Origin of the sequence: Urechidicola vernalis (assembly GCF_031846385.1) — a bacterium.
GTDB lineage: Bacteria > Bacteroidota > Bacteroidia > Flavobacteriales > Flavobacteriaceae > Urechidicola > Urechidicola vernalis.
Genome location: NZ_JAVRHV010000003.1, coordinates 1 through 18,492, shown reverse-complemented (window position 1 = coordinate 18,492; position 18,492 = coordinate 1). Strand labels below are relative to the sequence as shown.

At 33.5% G+C, this 18,492-nt stretch carries 16 protein-coding genes; 5 read left to right on the top strand and 11 right to left on the bottom strand.

The features are described 5' to 3' along the window. The first annotated feature begins 12 nt into the window (after window positions 1-12). Window positions 13-780 (top strand): hypothetical protein, encoded by a 768-nt coding sequence (locus tag RM519_RS07260; RefSeq protein ID WP_311593018.1) that lies wholly within the window; start codon window positions 13-15, stop codon window positions 778-780. Window positions 781-1,264: 484 nt separating this feature from the next. After that, window positions 1,265-1,747 (top strand): hypothetical protein, encoded by a 483-nt coding sequence (locus RM519_RS07255; protein ID WP_311593017.1) that lies wholly within the window; start codon window positions 1,265-1,267, stop codon window positions 1,745-1,747. A 162-nt stretch (window positions 1,748-1,909) separates the two neighbouring features. Here the strand turns inward: RM519_RS07255 and RM519_RS07250 are convergent, their stop codons facing one another. The 9 genes from RM519_RS07250 to RM519_RS07210 all read right to left on the bottom strand — a co-directional run bounded on the left by RM519_RS07250 (window position 1,910) and on the right by RM519_RS07210 (window position 13,799). Continuing rightward, the gene (locus RM519_RS07250; RefSeq protein WP_311593016.1) at window positions 1,910-3,760 is read right to left on the bottom strand and encodes a mechanosensitive ion channel family protein; all 1,851 of its coding nucleotides are present in this window, start codon (window positions 3,758-3,760) and stop codon (window positions 1,910-1,912) included. A gap of 2 nt (window positions 3,761-3,762) precedes the next feature. After that, entirely contained in the window at window positions 3,763-4,857 is a 1,095-nt protein-coding gene (locus RM519_RS07245) for a calcium:cation antiporter (protein ID WP_311593015.1), read from the bottom strand. Window positions 4,858-4,885: 28 nt separating this feature from the next. After that, entirely contained in the window at window positions 4,886-6,055 is a 1,170-nt protein-coding gene (locus tag RM519_RS07240; RefSeq protein ID WP_311593014.1) for a porin, read from the bottom strand. 54 nt (window positions 6,056-6,109) lie between these two features. Then, window positions 6,110-7,687 carry a tannase/feruloyl esterase family alpha/beta hydrolase gene (locus RM519_RS07235; protein ID WP_311593013.1) on the bottom strand — a complete coding sequence of 526 codons (1,578 nt, stop codon included), beginning with the start codon at window positions 7,685-7,687 and terminating at the stop codon, window positions 6,110-6,112. Window positions 7,688-7,704: 17 nt separating this feature from the next. Then, window positions 7,705-7,965 carry a hypothetical protein gene (locus RM519_RS07230; RefSeq protein WP_311593012.1) on the bottom strand — a complete coding sequence of 87 codons (261 nt, stop codon included), beginning with the start codon at window positions 7,963-7,965 and terminating at the stop codon, window positions 7,705-7,707. Between the two features lie 47 nt (window positions 7,966-8,012). Next, entirely contained in the window at window positions 8,013-8,891 is an 879-nt protein-coding gene (locus RM519_RS07225; protein ID WP_311593011.1) for a hypothetical protein, read from the bottom strand. 84 nt (window positions 8,892-8,975) lie between these two features. Then, window positions 8,976-10,781: an alkyl sulfatase dimerization domain-containing protein gene (locus RM519_RS07220; protein ID WP_311593010.1), complete on the bottom strand. Its 1,806-nt coding sequence runs from the start codon at window positions 10,779-10,781 to the stop codon at window positions 8,976-8,978. 260 nt (window positions 10,782-11,041) lie between these two features. Further along, window positions 11,042-12,871 (bottom strand): alkyl sulfatase dimerization domain-containing protein, encoded by a 1,830-nt coding sequence (locus tag RM519_RS07215; protein ID WP_311593009.1) that lies wholly within the window; start codon window positions 12,869-12,871, stop codon window positions 11,042-11,044. A 31-nt stretch (window positions 12,872-12,902) separates the two neighbouring features. Next, window positions 12,903-13,799 carry a 3-hydroxyacyl-CoA dehydrogenase gene (locus RM519_RS07210; protein WP_311593008.1) on the bottom strand — a complete coding sequence of 299 codons (897 nt, stop codon included), beginning with the start codon at window positions 13,797-13,799 and terminating at the stop codon, window positions 12,903-12,905. Between the two features lie 185 nt (window positions 13,800-13,984). On the opposite strand from RM519_RS07210, the gene RM519_RS07205 reads away from it, so the two are divergent. Then, window positions 13,985-15,571: a hypothetical protein gene (locus RM519_RS07205; protein WP_311593007.1), complete on the top strand. Its 1,587-nt coding sequence runs from the start codon at window positions 13,985-13,987 to the stop codon at window positions 15,569-15,571. 48 nt (window positions 15,572-15,619) lie between these two features. On the opposite strand, the gene RM519_RS07200 is transcribed toward RM519_RS07205, so the two are convergent. Beyond that, window positions 15,620-16,231 (bottom strand): MarC family protein, encoded by a 612-nt coding sequence (locus RM519_RS07200; protein WP_311593006.1) that lies wholly within the window; start codon window positions 16,229-16,231, stop codon window positions 15,620-15,622. Window positions 16,232-16,252: 21 nt separating this feature from the next. Next, complete coding sequence (locus RM519_RS07195) at window positions 16,253-16,762, bottom strand: DUF3124 domain-containing protein (RefSeq protein ID WP_311593005.1); 510 nt, start codon at window positions 16,760-16,762, stop codon at window positions 16,253-16,255. Window positions 16,763-17,022: 260 nt separating this feature from the next. Here RM519_RS07195 and RM519_RS07190 point away from each other — a divergent pair, with 260 nt between their 5' ends. Then, window positions 17,023-17,529 (top strand): DUF2391 family protein, encoded by a 507-nt coding sequence (locus RM519_RS07190; protein WP_311593004.1) that lies wholly within the window; start codon window positions 17,023-17,025, stop codon window positions 17,527-17,529. Window positions 17,530-17,644: 115 nt separating this feature from the next. Next, window positions 17,645-18,376, top strand: a complete 732-nt coding sequence (locus RM519_RS07185; protein ID WP_311593003.1) for a DUF6090 family protein — start codon at window positions 17,645-17,647, stop codon at window positions 18,374-18,376. Window positions 18,377-18,492 lie beyond the last annotated feature (116 nt).

Sequence of the window (18,492 nt, the reverse complement as noted above, 5' to 3'; positions counted from 1 at the left end):
AACAATTAACCAATGATAAAATTCTTTAGAAAAATTCGACAAAGATTACTGTCAGAAAACAAGTTCAGCAAATATTTACTTTATGCTATTGGTGAAGTTGTTCTGGTTGTAATAGGAATTCTTATTGCATTAAGTCTGAATAATAACAACGAAAACAAAAAACTTAAAGTTCAAGAAATTAAAATACTAAAGGAAATTAAATCAGAATTCGCTGAGGCATTAGAAGATATAACGGAAGACCTTGTAGATTATGAAAAGTATCTTAAAAGCACAGAGATTGTTTATAATTCAATGATACACAAACAAAACTACAATGATTCATTGAAGCGGCATTATGTTTATTTACTTGCCAAACAGGAGTTCTTGGCAAAGCAGAGTGCATTTGAGTCATTACAATCTATTGGTCTTGACATCATTTCTAATGATTCTGTTCGCGATAATATCACAACAGCTTATTTATATATAAAACGAGAAACAAATAAACCAAATCTCGTTACTGAATCTATTAATGAACTTGAAACTCTATTAAAACCCCACATAATGGTGGATCGTGAACGACTGATTTTAGACAAAAAGGATTCTTTCTTGTCCAATGGAGAAATCCCATATAAATTTATAAACTATCAAAACTTCTTGAATGATGATATATTCTTATATGCTCTAATGAATTCAATAAAAACTAGACATATCCATAATTATGCCTATAATAGATATAAAACTGGTCTTAAATACTATATAAATATAATTGAGAAGGAAATAGAATCACTTGAAAAGAAATAACGAAAGGCTAACAACGTTTGGATAAATCTCCATTGGCATTATAAATTTTGGGAGAAGAAAAATTTGGGTTCAGGGACAAATCGTATGCACTTTCGTATTCATTTTGAAAATCAAAGATAAGTAATTCGGATAATGTAGGCATAAAAAAACGGTTTAGATCAATCTAAACCGTTTAGTTACTTGCTTTTGAGCATTTGTAGCGGGAACTGGACTCGAACCAGTGACCTTCGGGTTATGAGTTCTATTTTCTCATTTTTTAAAACCATTTTACTGGGCTCCCCGGCTATAAATTTTCAAAACCGTGTTCAGAAACGTGTTCCGTTTTAGATTGATATATTGTAAATATATTTACCGCAAAATAACAAAAAAAACTTAATTTCTTAAGCAATTAAAACTTTTACATTGGAGACACAAATAAATTATTCTAGCTTTGTTACAAACCCTCTTAAAATAGTTATATTAGCATTTAAAATCACACTTTAAAATGAAGAATAGAATTCCATATTTAATTATATCTGTACTTTTAATAATTATAGGGTTTTTAACCTTTAACATGTTTAACGCAATTAGTTTCAGTAAGTTAAACACCGAAAACCTTTCGTATGTTCAAACTAGTTTATCTAATAATACTGGGCAATTGATTTGGTACACACTGGGATTAGGGGCTTTACCTTTTCTTTTATTAATTACTAAAAAAATAGCAAAAATTGAAAGTTATTTACGAACTATTATTGTTAGTTTGATAATCTTTTTTGGTGGTTTTTTGTTTTGGCAAATAAAAATTTTAACCACAAATTCAGCGATTAAAACGGTGAAAAAATTTAGCGTTCAAGGCGTGCAAAACTCCTTTGATGTCTCAAAAGTTAATTTTAGTTTGTATTTAACCATAGGGTTTTTATTGGGAACCATAATATCTATAATAGTATTTAAATTTTTGGTTAAAAAATCTTCAAATACTCAAGAGTAATCCGAACATAAATTCTTGAATGAAAAAGTCCAATTTTCAGAACTACTTTTAATGGTGGTAATTTAATTATTTGCTAGAAATACTGAACAAAATACATTTAAGTCCTTAACTGATTGATTTGCTAATAGGATTATGAATTCATATCCTCTCCAGTTTCACAGTTTAATCTTTAATTTTGACCGAACCTGATTCCTTTTTTGTTCTACCGTCTTTTAAATGAACTGTATTTGTCGGAAATGCAAATTCTATATTAGCCTCGTTTAACTGGTTAATTATTTGAAAATTTATAGACTCCGAATGACTCATAAACTCCCAATGTTCTGGAGGAAAATGCCAATAATTCACATAAATATTAAACGAGTCATCATTAATTTTATTAAAATATACTTTAGGAGTATAATCTGGCCTATTTATTGCCACATTTGGATGGAATTCATCTGCTTCTAAACCCGGTGGAATGGATAAAACATCCTTAATAATTTCAACGCATTTTTCCACAATATCACGTGAAGATTCATATTTAATCTTAATGTCGAATTCTCTTCTTAAATAAGGTCTTTTCTGAATATTTTCAATTTCAATAGATGCCATTTTTTCATTAGGGACAGAAACAACCGGGCCTGTTAAAAGTCTAATTTGAGTAGATCTAATTCCAATGGCTTCAATTGTTCCATTATAATCCTTAATTTTCACCCTATCTCCAACTTGATAAGGCTTGTCTGCAAAAATAGTAAAACTTGCTATTAGGTTTTCCAGAGTTGATCTCGCGGCTAGGGCGATTGCTAGACCACCGATACCAACCCCCGTAATTATAGAGACCGAAGCAATACCAAGTTCAGAAAGGCCAAAAATAATTATTGAAGATGCAACTAAAATAGCAATAATCATAAATATTGCTCTAGTATAGGTCGATTCTATACCAATCCTACCTACATGTTTTGAACTAACAACGTAACCAGAAACAGCAATAATTAAATTAAATGACAACAATGCAAAAACAAACCAAAATACTGCATCCAAAATAACCTTTAAAGTAATGAGTATATGACCTGTAAGATTAATTCGTTCTATAACATCTCCGAGAATTATGGTAATTACAAATATGACTATTAAAAACAAGGTGCGCTTTAAACTAATATTCTCATTATTTTTTAGAAATAAATATTTATACAAAAGATAAACGAGAAAAAAGGATAGTAAAATATCAAATATAAGAACCAACCATTGCCAAATAGTTTGCGAAAGAACTTCTTTTTTTGACCAATCCGGCAAATATATACTCCACCTTGGAGGCATCAATTTACCCGGAGTACTTGCGTAAAATGAATAAAAACCTTCGCTGACACTATTACTTGATTTATATGGCAGATGCTTTGTTCTATCATAAAACTCCTTAACTCTAGACACTGTCTCAGTCGAAAACAAGTATTTCCCTTCCTGATCTCCTTCTTCAATTTGAGTTATTGTTATTTCGGTATTCGGAATTGTATAAGAGCTTACTTTTGTATTGCTATTCAGAATAGAATCCAATGAATAAGCCCCAGGAACTTCTTCTAATTCAGGTAAATCTATCCTATCAAGAACTTCTTTAAGCATAATTGCAGTAGTATACCCTAAATTTTTCCTCAATGATCGAGGATATGCAGATAAATCTAAAGAATAGGATGCAATATCAAAATATCGTCCGGCTAAATATGCTTTAGGTTTTACCTCATCATTAATATATAAACCTGAAATTTTAACATTTTCTTCATGAGCTTCCATTAATAAATTAAAGGACTTATTCATGTTCTCAATAAAATTAAAAAGAGTCTCTCTTGGACTTGAAACATTAGGCGTTTGAAGAACTGGTATTGATAAATCAATTTCCTCTCGCATTTGTTCTTCCGAAACAAAACTCAAGGAATCTATTTTTTCATTTTGAGAAAAAATTATTGAACTCCAAACCATAAAAAAAAGGTTTACAAATAACTTCTTTTGAAAACCAAATGCCCATTCTTTAATCTGAATCATGCTTAATCGAATATTAACGCTAAATAAATCACAAATAGCGCGAGATGCACTATTCCTTGTATAAAATTACTTCTTTTACCAGAAAAGGTAATTATACTTACTGCTAAGGTAAGTAATAATAGAAAACTATCCTCTGGTCCAAGACCCAAGATTACCTTCTTATCAGTGAACATTCCTATCAATAAAATTGCAGGGACTGTTAAACTTATAGTTGCCAACCCGGATCCAAGACTAATATTTATCGCTCGCTGAAGATCATTTTTTAATGAAGATTTTGCGGCCGCCATAGCCTCAGGCGCAAGCACTAGTATTGCAACTAATAGACCTCCAAGAGCAACAGGAAAGCCAATTTCTCCAATCCCAAAATCAATAATTTTACTTAAACTTTTAGATAGCAAAATAATTACTAACATATATGCTGCTAAAAATAGCATATGATATTTAAGAGATTTTGGTTCATGCTCTTCATGATGAAGCGCCTCTGAATAACTTAATTGAAAATATTCTTTATGCCTAGACGTTTGTGCAAAAAGAAAAGCGACGTACAGAATAACTGTTACCGAAATCTCGATCCAGGTTAAATTAAAAGAAAAAGTTCCAGTTTCTGAAGATTGTGTGAAATTTGGTAATAACAAACTTAAAGCGGCCAATGGAATTAAAATAATAAGATAGGTTTGCGCTCCTTGAGTATTGAATCTTTGTTCGAAATGTTTTAAGCCTCCAATAACAAGAACTAAACCTGTAAGACCATTTAAAACAATCATAATTACAGAAAACATCATATCTCTACCTAAGGTTGGATTGTCTTCTCCGGTTAACATTATGGAAGAAATCAAAAGTACTTCAATAAGAATTACCGAAAGTGTGAGTATCAAAGTTCCAAAAGGTTCTCCTAGTTTTATTGCCAACATATCTGCATGTAAAACAACTTTAAACGAAGCCCATAACATAACGCCAAAAATTCCAATAAAACAAATTGCTGTCACAATCATATTATCTCCTAAATCGGCCAACCAGTTTTTTCCTGGTCCAAAAAACAGCAAAACAGCTGCAAATCCTATAAATAGCGGGTATTCATTTTTTAATAGTGCTTTCATGTTATAATTTTTTATAAATATATTAAATTTAGAAACTAAAGGATACGCCTAAAGTTACAGTGTTTAATGGGTGTAAATTTAAATCTGTCTCTTGAACTTCATATTTACGATATCCAGCGTAAACGACTACTCGAATAGGGTCAATTCTCTGATTTGCGAAAAAACCATAGGAACTTGCTTTCTCTCCTTCAATGACGGCATCTTCATTTTGAGTGTAGTCTATAGAAAAAGCCGTATTACCTAATTCTGTAAAGCTTCGAGTAACACCTGCTTTCACTACATATCCATATGGATCTCTTTTATCTGTGGTTTCTCCATAAGAGCCAAGAGCACTTATATTAACTCCTGATTTTTCATGTCTCAATCCAAATCCTAATACTGTTCTTGAGTATATGTCTTTAAAAGGTTTTTGTTCATAGGTAACGACACCTCTAAATGTAAATTTTCCCGCTTTTGGAAAATAGCGAAGCGAAGCATCCCACCTGTCATCTGCCGCAAGCGATCCGGCCAATGTAAATCCTCCTCCAAAAGAATTTGAATCAAATCGGATACGATCGGCTACGAAAAGTCGTTGGGTATCAAAAAAATAATTAAACACCTGCCTGTCAGATAGTTCATTTGCATCCCTGTCCGAAAACTTCATTCCAGGAGCTAGGTTTCCTATTGCAATTAACGATCCTGTAGATGTTCCAGACAAATCTGCCTGATTAAATACAGATGACGACGTAAACCCCCTTCCTAGTTCAATACTTCCAATTTTTGAATGTCTAAACCCTACTTCACTTATTATTGCTCTAAAGACAACCCCAGGATTTTTATTATCCTGACTCACTTCTATTGGCCTGTTACTTTGCAAACCAATTAAAAATTTACCGAATACACTAATATTGTCATTTAAGTTATTTTCAATATTCATTTTTAACTGTGTAGGAGGCTGTTCAGAATCCATAAAGAAAATGTCATTATTTATACCATCTGCAACATACATAACTGTTCTATGAATCACACCTCCAAAGGTAATTTTGCCTGAATTCCAATTGTATGACATAACGCCATCTTCTTTTCTGATATCTTTTGAAACACTTTTCTTCTCTTCTATCGAATCCTTTTTGACTTGTGTCTCGCTTGATTGGGCTAATATGGGTTCATTTAAACATAGAAATAATGAAAAGAAAAATAGTTTTAAGGTTAGTTTCATATCATTTCTAGTTATTTAATAAAAGTCCTCTGATCAAACAGAAGACTTTTATGATTATTCTATCCTTAATTCACCACAAGAATAACTAGAAATGTCTTTAGGGTCTCCTGTTCCATCATATATCGCCACCTGAGGATATGGGCATAGTTTATTTGTTCCTGTTGGTTGCATTGTTTCATCCAAGTAATAAACAGCTATTTGATCTGGAGTATTAGATCCACTTACCCAATTATCAATTTCATCTACCCAATTTACCCAAAATGGTCCATCGCCGCCAAAACAATGACCAACACCCGGCATCATAAAGAGTTTCACATCCTTTTCGGCCGTTGGATCATTTTTTATCACATCTTCATAATAGGCAATAGTACCTAAAGGTGTAATTGCCATATCTCCCCATCCTGTGTACATTAATAATTTCCCTCCATTTGATCTAAATTCTGATAAATCTGGATCTGTAGCATTCATTGTTTTAGCAATTACTCTTGCATCATACTCAAGTTGGTTTAAATCATAGTCAACATAATCCCAGTTCTCATCGTGATAAACAAAATATTTTAACATATCCACACCAAACCCAAACTGCGCATTTGGTACAACGGGTGCTTCGATTTCTGATGTAACTCCAGCCTGAAATTCATCAGCATCTTCCAAATGATTTACACCTCCTGTCATCCACTTAAACCAACCGTCTAAATTTGTTTCTAAACCAATAGGAAATCCAGGGAAAATTTGACCATTTTCTCCTTTTGGGCCTTCATAAATTGCTTTTAACGCCGTAACTTTTTCCTGAGATAAACATTTTCCGTTCTCTTCGCCTTCACAAAGCAATGACTCTATGTCGAAAGGGCAGGCTCTTGGGTCCAAAAGCACTCCGTCTTCTACTCCATCCAATTTATCGCACATAGCCATATAAGTGTCAAATACTAATTGCAAATCATCTCTAGAAATTAACGGATCTCCTATTTCATTAGGATTAGGATACATATATCTCTGATTATGTACCATACCCGCACCAATTCCGTTAACCCAGTCATAAGCAGGTGCACCTGAAACAATACCATCAAAATCATCGGGATATCGTTGTGCTTCCATTAATGCCTGACCTCCACCTCTTGAGCAGCCAAAGAAATAACTATAATCAATTTCTTGTTCATAATAGGCCTCAATAATAGCTTTAGCCGTAACGGTCGTTCTATGTACCCCAAGATGACCAAAATTCACAATGGCTTCTGGATTGTTTAATGCCCAACTACCTGACAGTGGGTGTCCTTCATGCCCTGTATCTGTCCCTACGGTTGCATAACCTTTTTGTAGAACACCATAGGCTAATGCAGTATTGATTACAGACCCTACATATCCTCCTCCACCACCCATGACGAATTTTCCATTCCAGTCATGAGGTAATAACAATTCAAATTTAATATCCGTTCCTATGATTCCGGCAATCTTACAATGTGGTGCCATGCCAGTTTCTTGTGTAACTGAAACGATAGTTACTTCGGGCAGGTCAACGATTGTAGCCGTTTCACAGGTTACAGTCTTAGTAGGTTTCGTTTTACAGGCTCCTAAGGAAAGAAAGACCATAAGCAAGATTGCTAATATTTTTGTTTTTTTGATTAGTGTTTTCATTTTAATATTGTTAAGATTTATTTTTGTAAAACTTTATTACTATTTAAGAATAATTCTATTTCTTCTTTAAGTTGTTCTAATGTGTATTTATATTCTTCGGAAATACTCTTTTTTTGATCCATCTCTGTAAAATGAATATTGCGTTTACATATGTAATAATCGGCTGCCAATTCCATAAATAACTCTGTATTCTCAGAAATTAAACCAATGACTTCCTTATGCTCTGGAAAATCATTTTTTAATGCTTCGATTGATTTCTCCGTTACTATATTACTCATTTTCTTTAATTTTTAATCTTCAATCCTCTAGCATCACGAAACTAAGCTTATTTAGAAAATACAATAGTCGTGCCTATTCTAAATTCAGATGTAGGAGCAAGATCAGGTCTCACTGCATAAGAGTAGTATTGAGCAGTAAGAGCCATTGGTGTTTTACCTATAAATAAAACTTTAGTAAATCCTGCACCTAATGGGATCGTCCATTTCTGTCCATCATCAAAGCCCCAATTAGCACTTATGGAAGGCATCGTACTGGCCACCCACCCATTTCCTAGATTATATGCGATCAAAGGCTGTAAAACCATTTGATTAACATCACGTCTGTTTTCGTTTCCAGCAAAGGACCACGTCTGTCTCATGACCCAATCAAAGGTCCATTTTCCTGTTTGAAACACTAATACTCCAGATAAACCAGCGCTCCATTTTCCTGTTCCCAAACGATTATCAGACGCAGTAGGGAGATTTACTGATGGTCCTATTCCCCAAGCTACTTTATTTGCCTTTTTGGGAGTATAAAAAAAAGAATAATTCAAATCAGTAGTTCCCCAAGTTCCATCTATTTCTCCATCATCAGGAGCACCCTGTGGTAAACCAGCCAATCCACCTGTAATACCTGGGGTATATCCTACTCCAAAAACAGCACGATGAACAATGTTAAATTTTTCAAATGAAGAAGAGTGTAAGGGTTGAAACGATAATCCATACCCAAGTTCATCATTTTGACTTGCTCCAAATAAAAAGTTGTTCTGAATTGGTAATGCAGAAATATTAGACAAAGGGTTTTGCATTTTTTGTGCAATAGCTTCCTGATCAGACTGTACAACAGCTTCCTGATCTGACTGTGCGTTGGTTTGATATGCTACTAACAGCATGGTTATAAACGTAAGTGCATGGGTAAAGGTTAAATTTGTTTTTATAGCTTTCATATCTGCCTATGTTTTGTTTTTGAATTTAGTGTAATTTAATATTAGTGAAAATCGTATGTTACGGCTGCCAAAACCCAACTAATTTCAAAATTTTAGTTTCATATTCGATGGATCGATCTGATCAAATTGCGTTAACAATTCAATTGCTTTTTCTTTCCCTCCTTTGATTTCAACCTGGTTACTGTCAATCAATTCTTGCAAACTAATTTCTCCAATATAATAAGCAGCAAACAAGTCGCGTGGTAATTGAAGGGTCATTTCCTGTTCTTGATAGTAGTTGTCTGGGTTTGTAATGTATTCTGCTACCCCTCTTCTGATGTGTAAACCAAACTTTGCAGAGTCATCAAGGTCTTTGAATTCAAATACGATCACCTTATCAGTGTTTTTACTTAATTCAGGGTTGATTCGAACACGCATCAAATTGACATAGGTTCCTGGTGCTGTGGTCAAAACTTGTTCCTTCAAAGGTAATATCATATATGGGATCTCAACTTTATTCTCCAGTGCACGAGCCTGAGACAAATACCATGATCTTGGTATAGATCCGATCGTTAACTGCCCCATTTTTCGCAAAGCATCAGCTTTCAGTTGACGCACCTCTTGATCGTTAGGATATACTTTGTAGAGATAATCGGTAAGCTGTGTAACCCAGGCATATTCTTTTGAAGTCATTGATTTTCTAACCTCCTCCATCATCTTATCCTTACCACCAAAACCTTCTACCATTTTCTGAGCTTCCAGGTCTGGATGAACTTTATTCAAATTGGTCGTATTTCCATCAAACCAACCTAAAGCATAATTGTAGATATTAGGAGGGTAATAACTCAGTTCACCGTAGGTTCTCTGATTGTTAGGCCAATTAGCCAAATGTTCGGGTAATACAATGCTGTGTCGCATTTCATCCGGAGTCTCACCATTCAAAATTCCTCTCAGGGTTTGGTCGTACAAATAGGCCAATCCGTCGTGGTAATTTGTGAGAGCTTCGGAAATTTTATCTTTGCCACTGATGGAATGCGTATGCGTACTAATCAAGTGCTCTGGTTCCAAATCCCTGATTAACCTCAAACCTTCCATCCAAGGTAGCGGATCTCTATAAAGCGACCCTCTCAAAGTATATAAGTTACCATAAATTGGCCAATACAAATTATTTACTACCAATCCCTTATCAGGAAAATAGACCGCTAAACAATCATCGGTATCACTGTGGTAGTCAGTGAAGAACTGCATTTTTACGCCATCTACGACCATTTCCTGACCATTAGTTACTGGATGTGTAATGGCTACAAATTCTTTATCGGAAGATCCAATAGGCGTTGTTGCCAATGGAGCATCCGGACCTTCGCTTGGGTTGTACACATCAAACTGTTCATATGCGCGAGCCGTTAAAACCGGAGCCAACTCCGGGATGGATGAACCCAGCCCACCGCTTTCCAAAATGTTGTTGTTGAGGTTAGGGTGGCCTATGACCATATAGTCTTCGGCTCCTTCCAGCATGGGCCTTGTTCCCCAAACGTAGTGTGAATGACTATAAAGTACAGTTTTTATAGGTTTATCACTTACTTGTCGAATAGCCTCTAAAAACTTCTGCCCATCTGCATTTTCATTACCTGAATCATATACAATCAAACTCGTTTCTCCTTCTATTACTGCACAATTAACATGAGCAAATCCTTCAACACTCCAAACTCCATCTGCAATTTTGACAACCTCAGGTTCGTGATTCCACGTTTGCTTGGATAATTCAGGTGCATCCTTGTTTATAATTCCTCCATTAGGCAATTCAGTCATTTCAACTTGCCCCCCCATGTATGCGCTTTTGTCTTGTGAGTTTACTTCAGTACCCATAAAAAATGTTAAGGATATCAGTAATGTTAGTTTTAAAGTTTTCATTTTTCTATTGTTTAATTCCAATTTTTTAAAGAGTTGTATTAATTACAGTGCAAATATAAATCTAACCACCATGCTATATAAGTTATTTACCGTATGTTACGGTTACAAAACATGCATCCTATAAAGAGTTTTAGACGCTATTACTCTTCATTCCTCAATATATTTCTATCTGTCTAGTCATAAACAGTAACGCCATAGAGACGCCACTGCTTAATAGTATTTTGTGTTTTCTCTACTAATTCTTTTTATCTTGATACGAATTAATCCTCTAACGGTGGAATCTTATAATTTTTTGTCGGTTGAAATTTATCGAACATTTCTAAAAGTTCTATTACTTCAGTTTGATTTCCAAACAATGAAACTTTGTTTGTATTAATCGCTCCCTTTAAATCAATTGAACTTAAATAAAGTGCCGTCCAAGTTTTTGAATCAAGTTTAATAACATAATCAGCCTCTTTATAATGATCAGCCGGAACTGGAACATACTCCGCAATACCACGTCTTATATGAAGCGCAACTGATGTGTTTCCTTTATCGGTAAAGACAAACTCAATCACTTTATCAGAATTCTCACTTTTCTTAGGGTCAATTCTAACTCTGAAATAATTAATAAAGGTCTCTGGCGACTCATTAATCACTTCTACCGATGGTGGCACTAATTTTGGATAACTAGCTTTACCTTCGAGAGTTAAAGCCTCAGTAAGCAAAAATGCTCGTGAAATCGATCCTGTGGTCCTATAAGCCATTTGTCTTAATAATTCTGCTTTTATGTCTCGAATCTCTTTATTTGTTGGCTCTAACAAATAGACATATTGAATCAACTGTGCACCCCAAGCATACTCTTTATTATCCAAGGTATTCTTAGCTTCATTTATAATTTTTTGTTTACCACCCATAAGTTCTACCATTCTTTCAGCCTCGTCTTTTGGACTAATCGCAAATAGTTTGGTTACGTCCCAGTCAAATGAACCAATTACGTATTGATAAATGGCTTCTGGAAAATGAACAATTTCACCATAAGTTTGGGCATTTTCAGGAATTTCTTCCATATGTTTTGGAATGTAAATGGAGTGTCTTAACTCATCTGGTGTCAAACCACCTAGAATACCTCTAAGTGTCTGGTCATAAACTAGTGTCAATTGATCCATATAACCTGTAAGTCTTTTCATTACTTCTTTCTTTCCTGTAATAGTACGCGTATGTGTATTTGCTAAAATTTCAGGCTGTAAATCACGAATAACTTTTAAACCGTCTCTCCAAATAAGTGGATCACGGTACACACCACCTCTAAGGGTATAAACATTGGGTGTGCCAGGCCATAAAAAATTATTCATGACCAAATCTTTTTCTGGAACATAAACAGTTAAATTGAAATCGTCTGAAGTAAATTCAGTGAAAAACTGCAACTTAACACCTAAAACCTCAATGGTTTCACCGTTTTGTACTGTTTTAGTAGCAGGCAGAAAAGCATGAGGCTTCCCTAATTCTAGTTTTCCACTAATAGCCGCATCTTTCCCTTCAGTTGGCACAAAATTATTGAACTGAGTTAGAAGTCTTGAAGTCATTATTGGACCAACTTCTGGGATGGCCGATGGCGAACCACCTCCTTGTAGACTGGACTCTACGGTCTCATTAAGTTTTGGATGCCCAATAACTAAAACATCATCGGGGTTATCTACTAAGGCCCCAGCGCCTAAAACATAATGTGAGTGACTGTAAACAATTACTTTTATTGGCTTATCACTTATGGTTTCAATAGCTTTCCTTATGTGTTCTCCCTCATCTTTTGTGTCTCCGGTATCATATACAATAAGTCCATCATCGCCTTCAATTACAATGGTATTAGCTAAAGAATATCCACCAACACACCACAATCCTTCGGCTAATTTTTCCACAACCGGCTCGGTATACGTAATTTTTGGCAATACAGTTAATGCCTTAGAATTTACAATTGCCCCGTTTGGTGCTTCTACCAATTCTACATTACCACCCATATAAGGTGATTTTTCTTGGGTGTAAGCTTTGTTGCAAACTAGGGTTATAACTACTACTAATCCTACTATTAGGGCATTTAACTTTAGTGTTTTCATTTTTTTTTGGTTTATTAGGATTTGTCTGTTTTTATTTTAAAAAATCGGGTGCTTCAAAACTTGGGTTCGGATACTCATAGAAGCCTTTCCCTGTACTCGCTCCGAGATGCCCTTTATCTATAAACTCAGATTTGAGGATACGAGCGTTTTCCAACTTCACTGGGTCATTCAATTTTTCACCCCAATATGCTTCAATGTTATACATCGTATTGACACCTACAATATCCATAAATCCGAAAGGCCCCATTTTTGCACCTGTGGAAATCATCCAAGTCTTGTCAATAGATTCTGCATCCGATATTTTGTTTTTCCAAAGATCGAAAGCAGCACCTAAAAATGGTACAAGTAGAGAGTTTAGAACGTAACCGTTTTGCTCTTTGTATATAGGAATAGGAACCATCCCTATTGCTTTTGCAAACTCTACCACTTGATCAAAAATCTTCATGTCGGTGCCAGGATGCCCCATAACCTCTCCTACGTTTGCATCCCAGATACCGTTTGCAAAATGAAGTGCAAGAAATTTTTCGGGTCTTCCAGTAAATTCAGCATAGTCGCTTGGGAGTGTAGTTGATGAGTTTGTAGTGAATATTGTTTTTTCCGGAGCCACTTTTGCAAGTTCTGAATAGAATTCTGATTTGATCTTTGGATCTTCCGGTACAGATTCACTCAAAATATCCGCATCTTTAGCAGCTTCTGCTATATCCGTAGTATAATTTAAGCGTGAAAGGGCTGCATTTACTTGTTCTTTTGAAGCATTTCGAGTATTCATGAATAAGTCTGCAAATTGCTGGTGAAATGCTTTACTGTTTTCTAAACCTTTTTCAAAAGCATCATATACAACTACTTCAAACCCACTAAATGCGGTTTGCCATGCTACTTGTGAACCTAATGTTCCTCCTCCTGCTATCATAACTTTCTTTATTTTCATAATTTCTAGGTTTTTTAAGTTTTAAATTTCTCGATTCAAACGTGAATTTTATCGAATTGGAAATTTCATTATATTTGTTTTTATGTATTAACAGTGCAAATGTAGGTTGTGAATTCGACCTCTGTAAGTTATTTACCGTATGTTACGGTAAAACTTACCTTTAAATAATTGTTTATCATGATTTTATGAGTGTAAAAGAAATTGACACTATTTCATATTTAGAAGAGTTAAAACGTGTTTGTGAGAGTAAAGAGTTTCAAACAAAACCAAGAATGAAAAAATTTATTACGTACCTAACAACGGAACTTGTTGAAGGTAGAGGTAATAATATAAAAGGTTATTCTATTGGTGTGGATGTTTTCGAACAACCAAACAATTTTGATCCTGATTTGAATGCGTTAGTAAGAATTAATGCCGGAAGATTAAGAAGATTGCTGAGACTCTATTATTTAGAAGAAGGAGTGAATAACCCTATAAAAATTGAGATTCCAAAAGGTAAGTACATACCTAACTTTATCGAGCAAACCAATACTAAGGAGCCAAAGTTGAAAGACATTGGTAAGCATAACGCTTTAAATATTCATGAAAAACCTACTTTAGCGGTTTTACCATTTAGAAATATATCTAAAAAACAAGATTTAGATTTTCTCTGTTTTGGTCTTTCTCAAGAACTAGCTTCTATTTCTGCTAGGTTTAATGATTTAAGAATTATTGGTTCAGTAAATAGGCCTCAACAGGATATATTGGATCAATCTGCTATTGACAACTATAAGGAACTAGGATTCAATTACCTGATTGACGGTGATGTAGCTGCATTTGGAAATACTATTAATGTTGCTATTCGTTTAATTGATGTTAATGAGAATCATAGAATTTGGGGAGATAACTTTAAGATAAACATGGAAAAAGATGATGTTTTTGATGTTCAAAGTAATATCTCTGCAGAAGTAGCGAAAAAAATAGGTTCTGAGTATGGATTGATTAACAAAAAAAACACCTTACTTCTACTTGAGGGTGAAAATGTTGATTTGAGTGACTACATGCTCATGTTAAAGTATTATTATTATCAAACTCTATTATCTGAAGAGTTATGGGTAGAACTTCTAAATTCTGTTGAGAAAGCTCTTACTAATAGACCAAATTCAGCCATATTATGGGCAATGAAAGCTAATTTATATGGAGATATTTATGCATTTGACATGCCTGGAGAAGAAGAGGCATATAAAAATTTAGGAGAATTTGCCGAAAAAGCATGCTCTCTAAATCCAGATAATATATTCGTGCGTGTAGCGGTTGCCTTTAAATGTTTTATGTATGGAGAAAAAGAAAGATTCTATAACATTTGCGACGAAACCATTTCTAGGATATCTAATAGCTCATTTCGGCTGAGTGCATTTGCCATGTTTTTATGTTTATTTGGTGAATGGGTTAAAGGTAAAGAGTTATTAGATCTGGTTTTTGAAAATAATATTGAAGTGCCAAAATGGTTATATGGAGTTACCTGTCTTTATTATTATCGAGAGGAAGAATATGAATTAGCGCTAAAAGAAGCTAACAACTACCATATTCCCGGATTTTATTGGGGGCCTTTGCTAAGAGCAGCAACCTATGGGCAACTTAACAATACAGAGGCCGCCAAGTCCAACTTTGAAGAATTATTAGAACTGCGACCTGACTTTAAAGAAAAAGGGGCTAAACTGATTGCTAAATATATTAAAGAAGACTCCTTAATTTCACATGTAATAGAAGGGCTAAATAAAGTTGGATTATAAGTTTGTATATAGCCCTTTGTTGGATCGGCCTATCGCGTTAATATCAAATTATATTAGATTGAATGATTCTTTAATACCATCAATAATATTTGCGATGGCGACAGAAGATAAAATTAATCCCATTATTCTACTTATTATACTCGCTCCACCATTTCCAATTAATTTATGAACTTTTGTAGCCAGTAATAATAAAACTAATACAATTGAGAGCACGCCAAGAAGTACAATACTAGATTGAAATTGTTCCCAAACACTATATATTGAGTTTTTTGTCAATAAAACTACTGCAAGCATTGCTCCAGGACTAGCAATTGATGGTATTGCTAATGGAAAAATAGCAGTTTCGGTAGTATTTTTAATAGATTTTATCTCAGATTCAGGTTTACTCTCACCAAAAATCATAGTAAGTGCAAAAAGAAATAGTACAATTCCTCCTGCAATTTGAAAAGCAGAAAGGGGTATATCTATAGCGTCAAGAATTAACTCTCCTATTAAAATAAAAAACAATAATATGATCGCAGAAATAAAAACCGCTTTGAATGCTATTTTTCTCTTATCTTTTTCATTATAATTATTCGTTACTGAAATAAAAACCGGAACTGATCCGATTGGATCTATAACCGCAAAAAAGAAAATAAAAGTCGCAATAAGTTCATTCATTTTTAATCACTAAATTAGTTATTACTTTAATTTTTTTCCTTGCGTCGTGAATGATAATCCCTGCCCCATGGAGGTTGAAATCATTATAGCTTCAAAAAAAGGCTCGTTCGATGAATGGTTCATTTTCCAATCAAATAAAAAATTAGCTCCTGTTCCACCATCTCTATCTAATTCATCTATTACAATTTCAACTGTCTCCATCGGGCCAATATATATTGGTTTATTAATATATGATCTTATTAAATCGCCTTTTGTATTAAAATAATCAACTTTCTCAATAAATACAGAATCAGTTCTGTTTGTATTTCTCATACTGACCGTTGCTACAAGGTCATGCGTTCTATGTTCTGTCCTATTATAAATTTGTGAATAAATTGACAGATACGTTGTTCCTGAAATGAGAGAACCATCTAATTCTCTTGAAAGCACACGTTCTTTCCAATTTTCAGCATCCACCGAGATAACCTCCTTTTTATTTTCACAGGAGATTAATACCATTACAGCTATTAGCAGTTTGATTACTTTTTTCATTTTATATTTTTATTAATCTCATATAAAAATGGTAATAACAAATACCATTAATGATAATATTTAAGAATTTAAAGATAGATGTAATCTTTTATAATTACAGAGGATAATTTAATTTCTTTATTAAGAAAATGATTTTACTTAATAAAAATTGACCAACCTTTCATTTTAAAATTTATTATATCTTTAATTCATAATTGAATATAATAAATATTTTCCCCTACATTTCATATATTAATTCAATAAAAATCAAAAAATAAAATATGAAAGAAAAAGTAGAAATTAAGGAAACTTCCATAAAGCGAATTGGAGGTTATTTGCATAGAGTTGTTCCTATAGCCGATAAAACTGGTGAAATAATAAGTTATGCTCTTAAACCAATTATGCTCGAGTTTAAACCAAGAGATGTATTACAAGTTATTATTGGCTCGGCTTTATTAGCAATTCCGGTTTCGTTAACGGAAGAAGCTTGGGAATTAGGTGAAACATTACGATCTTCTAATGTTGTTATAATCTCCATTTTATCCCTTTCAATGATCTCTCTTTTTGTTTATTTTAATTTCTATAAGGTAACTTTAAAAGGGTATGTAGTTGATTTTATAAAAAGAGTTTTTGGAACATACATAATTTCAATAATAGTAGTTGCATTAATCTTAACAATAATTGAAAAGTGCCCTTGGGGAATAGATAATGCTTTGGCCTTTAAAAGAATAATAATTGTAGCATTCCCTGCTTCAATGAGCGGAACCCTTAGTGATACGCTCAAATAAACCTAATTTACTTTTGTAAAAATTCGAATTGATTTCCCTATAAATATTGTACGATTGAAATCAAAGAAGTATTCAAGTACAAATGTTGATTTTCATTATAACTTATCAATAACCAATGATAAAATTCTTTAGAAAAATTAGACGAAATTTACTTTCCGAAGGAAAAACAAGAAAGTATCTTAAATATGCTATTGGGGAAATAATACTCGTTGTTATTGGTATTTTGATTGCACTTCAGATTAATAATTGGAATGAAAACAGAAAAAGTTCAAAAATTCGGAATAATTACTATGAACAGGTGTTACAAGATTTAGCAAAGGACACTATTTATATTAACAGAAGCATTATAAATATCGACTCGCGTATTTCAAAGTATCAAAATTATTTAGAAAAGTTACCTAAAGCAGAAAATATTAATGATGTCGTACCTCTTATTAGGGCACTAGATTTGACATTTAGATATACTAATTTTAATACAAATACCATAGAATCTTTAATATCTACAGGAGACATTAAGTTAATGCCAGATGAAATTAGGAATGCCCTACTAGATTTGAGAACTACTCAAAACGAAATTATTAAAATTACATCTGGGAATTATAATGTTTATTTAGAGGATAGCCAAAATGCGATTGGTCTTGGACTTGCAAATTTTACTTTAAATGTTAATCCTAAATTATTAAATCAATTAATTAGAGAGCAAGATATTATTTCAGCTATTAATATCACAAATGGAACTTTTACACTAAAAAATTTTACAGAAAAGAACTTATTAAAGGATATGCAAAATTTATTAGAATCCACAAAAGAATTATCAGAATTAATCAGGGAAGAGTTAAAAAAATAACGAAAGCACAACACCGTGTATAATTCATTGCTAGTAAAGGCTTACTTACGAAAATCCTCGCGGATTTTCTATTCGGTTTGTATTTGCTAATTTAGTTGCTGAAACACGCAACGAAA

Coding starts and splice junctions, on each gene's coding strand:
- RM519_RS07260 (WP_311593018.1), top strand. CDS start 13: ATGATAAAATTCTTTAGAAAAATTCGACAAAGATTACTGTCAGAAAAC.
- RM519_RS07185 (WP_311593003.1), top strand. CDS start 17,645: ATGATAAAATTCTTTAGAAAAATTAGACGAAATTTACTTTCCGAAGGA.
- RM519_RS07195 (WP_311593005.1), bottom strand. CDS start 16,762: ATGAAAAAAGTAATCAAACTGCTAATAGCTGTAATGGTATTAATCTCC.
- RM519_RS07220 (WP_311593010.1), bottom strand. CDS start 10,781: ATGAAAACTTTAAAACTAACATTACTGATATCCTTAACATTTTTTATG.
- RM519_RS07245 (WP_311593015.1), bottom strand. CDS start 4,857: ATGAAAGCACTATTAAAAAATGAATACCCGCTATTTATAGGATTTGCA.
- RM519_RS07210 (WP_311593008.1), bottom strand. CDS start 13,799: ATGAAAATAAAGAAAGTTATGATAGCAGGAGGAGGAACATTAGGTTCA.
- RM519_RS07250 (WP_311593016.1), bottom strand. CDS start 3,760: ATGATTCAGATTAAAGAATGGGCATTTGGTTTTCAAAAGAAGTTATTT.
- RM519_RS07255 (WP_311593017.1), top strand. CDS start 1,265: ATGAAGAATAGAATTCCATATTTAATTATATCTGTACTTTTAATAATT.
- RM519_RS07205 (WP_311593007.1), top strand. CDS start 13,985: ATGAGTGTAAAAGAAATTGACACTATTTCATATTTAGAAGAGTTAAAA.
- RM519_RS07230 (WP_311593012.1), bottom strand. CDS start 7,965: ATGAGTAATATAGTAACGGAGAAATCAATCGAAGCATTAAAAAATGAT.
- RM519_RS07235 (WP_311593013.1), bottom strand. CDS start 7,687: ATGAAAACACTAATCAAAAAAACAAAAATATTAGCAATCTTGCTTATG.
- RM519_RS07225 (WP_311593011.1), bottom strand. CDS start 8,891: ATGAAAGCTATAAAAACAAATTTAACCTTTACCCATGCACTTACGTTT.
- RM519_RS07190 (WP_311593004.1), top strand. CDS start 17,023: ATGAAAGAAAAAGTAGAAATTAAGGAAACTTCCATAAAGCGAATTGGA.
- RM519_RS07200 (WP_311593006.1), bottom strand. CDS start 16,231: ATGAATGAACTTATTGCGACTTTTATTTTCTTTTTTGCGGTTATAGAT.
- RM519_RS07215 (WP_311593009.1), bottom strand. CDS start 12,871: ATGAAAACACTAAAGTTAAATGCCCTAATAGTAGGATTAGTAGTAGTT.
- RM519_RS07240 (WP_311593014.1), bottom strand. CDS start 6,055: ATGAAACTAACCTTAAAACTATTTTTCTTTTCATTATTTCTATGTTTA.